The organism is Streptomyces sp. UH6 (assembly GCF_013421635.1).
Lineage (GTDB): Bacteria > Actinomycetota > Actinomycetes > Streptomycetales > Streptomycetaceae > Streptomyces > Streptomyces abyssomicinicus.
The window spans coordinates 1-4,177 of record NZ_JACADT010000491.1 but is presented as its reverse complement, the minus strand read 5'-3'; the positions used below and the strand labels follow the sequence as shown (position 1 = coordinate 4,177).

Here is a 4,177-nt window from a genome sequence, read left to right as displayed (position 1 = left end):
ATTCATGGCCCCTCCCAGGACGTCCTGTCTTCCCTGTAGCCAAGCGGTCCGCACGCGCGGCTTCACTGGTGGTGACACGACACTTCGGGTGGGGCCGGCCCCCGTGGACGCCCGCCGACGGACCCCCCTCCCGTCCCGCGGACCGCGCGGTCCGCGCGGGGCGTGGCGTCGGCGCACGTGACGGTCGACGGACGGCGCGGCCGTGGAGGAATGTTCCCGTCCGGGGGTTTATCGGCGGCACGTCACGCTTGCGAGCGAACCGCCCGCACCGGGCGGTTCGTCCGGGATGTGCTGGGCATGTCTGGGGGCGAGAGACGCAGCAGCGGGACGGTCCGGTCAACCGCCCCGTCCGACGGGGCGGCTCGCCGGCCCGGAGGGAATCAGCCCTTCTCGTGACTCGGTGTTCGTGTCGGCCCACCCACTAAGGAGGAACCAGATGGCATCCACCCGCACGGCCCGCGTATGCGACGCGGCGGCGCGCGGCGGCGGTCCCCCGGTGGGCGCGCGGTCCACCGAGGGATACGAGGCCGGCCGGGGAGGTCTGTGGTGAGGGAGCCGCGGCCGCCGGAGCGCTAGGGCCCGGCGGTCGCGGACGGAGCGTGCTTCATGGGGATTCGCGTGCGCGCGACGGTGCCTCGGACACCGTCGCGCGCACGTGTGTCGTGCGTACGCCGTCCGTCTGCCCCGCCAGTGCCTCACGTCTGTCCCGCCTGTGCCCCACGTCTGCCCCACGTCTGTCCGCGTGTGCCCTGCGTCTGCCCGCGTGTGCCCTCCGCGGGCCACACCTGCGCCGCACCCGTGCCGCGCGGACGGCGACGTCCCCGGCCGGCCCGCCCGCGCCTCCGCGCCCGGCGTCCCTGGGGGAACCCCTAGACCACCCTCCGTCTTCAGGAGGTGGGCCGCCCCCTTCTCTCCGCCCTGCGGGGGACGATGCCCGGGCCCTGTGGCCGATCCGCCGCGGGCCGTTGGCTCCTAGCGTGAGTACATGACCGCCAGGACGTCACCGCCACCGCCGCGCGCGACCTCCTACGCCTCCTTCTCGTCGTACGTCCAGGCCCGTCGGCCGGTGCTGCTGCGCACCGCCCGGTCGCTGACCAACGACCCCGGGGACGCGGAGGACCTGCTCCAGACCGCCCTCGCCCGTACCTACCTCCACTGGGACCGCATCGCCGACCACGGCGCCCTCGACGGCTACGTCCGCCGTGCCCTGGTCAACACCCGCACCTCCCAGTGGCGTCGTCGACGCGTCGACGAGTTCCCCAGCGACACCCTGCCCGAGCCCCGTGACGCCACCGCCGGAGCGGCCGGACCGGCCGACCCGGCCGAACGCCAGGCGACGCGCGACGCCCTGTGGCGGGCCGTCCTGCGCCTTCCGGACCGCCAGCGCGCCATCGTGGTGCTCCGCTACTACGAGGACCTCAGCGAGGCCCGCACGGCCGAATTGCTCGGCGTCTCGGTGGGCACGGTGAAGTCCGCACTCTCCCGCGCACTGGTCAAGCTGCGGAAAGACCCCGAATTGCATCCCGCCGGGTAGTGACGGGAGCGCCCTGCGCTGTGCAGAATCTGCGGAAACTTACCCACGCGTAATGACGCGCGTTCCCCGGGGAGGCACCGGTGCAGAGCACGATGCAGGACGTCGAGCTGACGGTCTCGCGAATCCTGGCCCACGGCACGACCGTTCACGGTCGTTCGGAGGTCATCACCTGGACCGGAGAGGGGGCCCCGGAGCGCCGTACCTTCGCCGAGGTGGGCCGTAGGGCGGCCCGGCTCGCCCATGCCCTGCGGGACGACCTGGGGGTCCGCGACGACGACCGGGTCGCGACCCTCATGTGGAACAACTGCCAGCACGTGGAGGCCTACTTCGCCATCCCGTCGATGGGCGCGGTGCTGCACACCCTCAACCTCCGCCTGCCCGCCGAGCAGCTGGCCTGGATCGTCAACCACGCCGCGGACAAGGTGATCATCGTCAACGGCACCCTGCTGCCGCTGCTCGCCCCGCTGCTGCCGCAGCTCCCCACCGTCGAGCACGTCGTGGTGGCCGGCCCCGGCGACACCTCCGTGCTGGACGGCGCGGGCGTCCGGGTGCACGAGTACGAGGCGCTGATCGCGGACAAGCCTGGCAGCTACGACTGGCCCCGGCTGGACGAGCGGCAGGCCGCCGCCATGTGTTACACCTCCGGCACCACCGGCGACCCCAAGGGCGTCGTCTACTCCCACCGCTCCATCTACCTGCACTCCATGCAGGTCAACATGAGCCAGTCGATGGGCCTGACCGACAGCGACGTCTCCCTGGTCGTCGTCCCCCAGTTCCACGTCAACGCCTGGGGCATCCCGCACGCCACCTTCATGACCGGCGTCAGCATGCTGATGCCGGACCGTTTCCTCCAGCCCGCCCCGCTCGCCGAGATGATCGAGACGGTCCGGCCCACCCACGCCGCCGCCGTCCCCACCATCTGGCAGGGCCTGCTCGCCGACCTCAAGGCCAAGCCGCGCGACGTCTCCTCGCTCACCCAGGTCACCATCGGCGGCGCCGCCTGCCCGCCCGCGCTGATGAAGGCCTTCGACGAGTTCGGCATGCGCGTCGTCCACGCCTGGGGCATGACCGAGACCTCCCCGCTGGGCACGGTCGCCCGCCCGCCGGCCCACGTCGAGCCGGGCACCGACGAGGAGTTCGCCTACCGCACCACGCAGGGCCGCTTCCCGGCGGGCGTGGAGGCCCGCCTGACCGGCCCGAACGGCGAGCGCCTGCCCTGGGACGGCGTCTCGGCCGGCGAGCTGGAGGTGCGCGGCCCGTGGATCGCGGGCGCCTACTACAACGGCCCCGACGGCGCGCCGCTGCGCCCCGACGACAAGTTCAGCGAGGACGGCTGGCTGAAGACCGGTGACGTCGGCGTGATCGACGCCGACGGCTTCCTGACCCTCACCGACCGGGCCAAGGACGTCATCAAGTCCGGCGGCGAGTGGATCTCCTCGGTGGAGCTGGAGAACGCGCTGATGGCCCACCCGCAGGTCGCCGAGGCCGCCGTGGTGGCCGTGCCGGACGACAAGTGGGGCGAGCGCCCGCTGGCCGCGGTCGTCCTCCAGGACGGCGCCGGGACCGGCTTCGAGGAACTGCGCGACTTCCTGGGCGGCGAGGGCGGCATCGCCAAGTGGCAGCTGCCGGAGCGGTGGACGCGGATCGCGGCGGTGCCCAAGACCAGCGTCGGCAAGTTCGACAAGAAGGTCGTGCGCAAGCAGTACGCGGACGGCGAGCTGGACGTGACCACCCTCTGACGTCCGGCGCACGCAGCGCGAAGGGGCGCCCCGCGGGCCGGCCGCGGGGCGCCCCTTCCGTCCGCTCGGGTCAGTTGGTGCCGATGCGCGCCAGCAGGTCGACCAGACGCTGCTGGACCTCCTCCTCGGTGGACCGCTCGGCCAGGAACAGCACCGACTCCCCCGAGGCCAGCCCCGGCAGCGCGGCCGGCTCCACGGGCGCCGTGTAGACCACCAGCGGGGTGCGGCTGAGACGGCCGTTCGCGCGGAGCCAGTCGAGGATGCCTGCCCGGCTCCGGTCCATCCGCATCAGGTCCATCACCACCAGGTTGGGCAGTATCTGGGCGGCGACCGCCGCGGCCTGGGTGTCGTCGACGGCCCGCCCGACCTGCATGCCACGCCGCTCCAGCGACGCGGTCATCGCCAGGGCGATCTCGTCGCGTCCCTCGATCAGCAGCACCCGCGGCGGGTGCTGCTCGCTGTCCCGCGGCGCCAGCGCCTTGAAGAGCACCGCCGGGTCGGCGCCGTACGCCTCCTCACGGGACGCCTGCGCCAGCCCCGCCGTCACCATCACCGGCACCTCGGCGGCCACCGCGGCCTCCCGCAGCGACTGCAGGGCGGTCCGGGTGATCGGGCCGGTCAGCGGGTCGACGAAGAGCGCGGCCGGGAACGCCGCGATCTGGGCGTCGACCTCCTCGCGGGAGTTGACCACCACCGGGCGGTAGCCGCGGTCGTTCAGCGCCTGCTGGGTGGTCGGGTCCGGTGCGGGCCACACCAGCAGCCGGCGCGGGTTGTCCAGGGGCTCCGGGGGCAGCTCGTCGTCCATCGGGCGCGGCTGCGGCTGGTCGGAGATCTCCACGGCACCGCCGGGACCGTCCAGCGGCTCCGGACCCTCGGCGGCGTCGGCGTCCGGCGCGCCGATGGC

Annotated in this window: 2 protein-coding genes and 1 pseudogene; 2 read left to right on the top strand and 1 reads right to left on the bottom strand. The window is 73.5% G+C overall.

Going from position 1 to position 4,177, the window contains the following annotated elements; translation table 11 throughout:
• The first annotated feature begins 985 nt into the window (after positions 1–985).
• Together HW445_RS20590 and HW445_RS20585 are read left to right on the top strand one after the other, a co-directional pair.
• Positions 986–1,534 carry a SigE family RNA polymerase sigma factor gene (locus HW445_RS20590; RefSeq protein ID WP_180222457.1) on the top strand — a complete coding sequence of 183 codons (549 nt, stop codon included), beginning with the start codon at positions 986–988 and terminating at the stop codon, positions 1,532–1,534.
• Between the two features lie 92 nt (positions 1,535–1,626).
• Positions 1,627–3,273, top strand: a complete 1,647-nt coding sequence (locus HW445_RS20585; RefSeq protein ID WP_180222458.1) for a long-chain fatty acid--CoA ligase — start codon at positions 1,627–1,629, stop codon at positions 3,271–3,273.
• A 70-nt stretch (positions 3,274–3,343) separates the two neighbouring features.
• Here HW445_RS20585 and HW445_RS20580 read toward each other — a convergent pair.
• A pseudogene (locus tag HW445_RS20580) lies at positions 3,344–4,177 on the bottom strand (hypothetical protein); the annotation flags it as partial.

What these genes read in the sequence shown, in the direction of transcription:
- HW445_RS20585 (WP_180222458.1), top strand. Translation starts at nt 1,627, where the DNA reads ATGCAGGACGTCGAGCTGACGGTCTCGCGAATCCTGGCCCACGGCACG.
- HW445_RS20590 (WP_180222457.1), top strand. Translation starts at nt 986, where the DNA reads ATGACCGCCAGGACGTCACCGCCACCGCCGCGCGCGACCTCCTACGCC.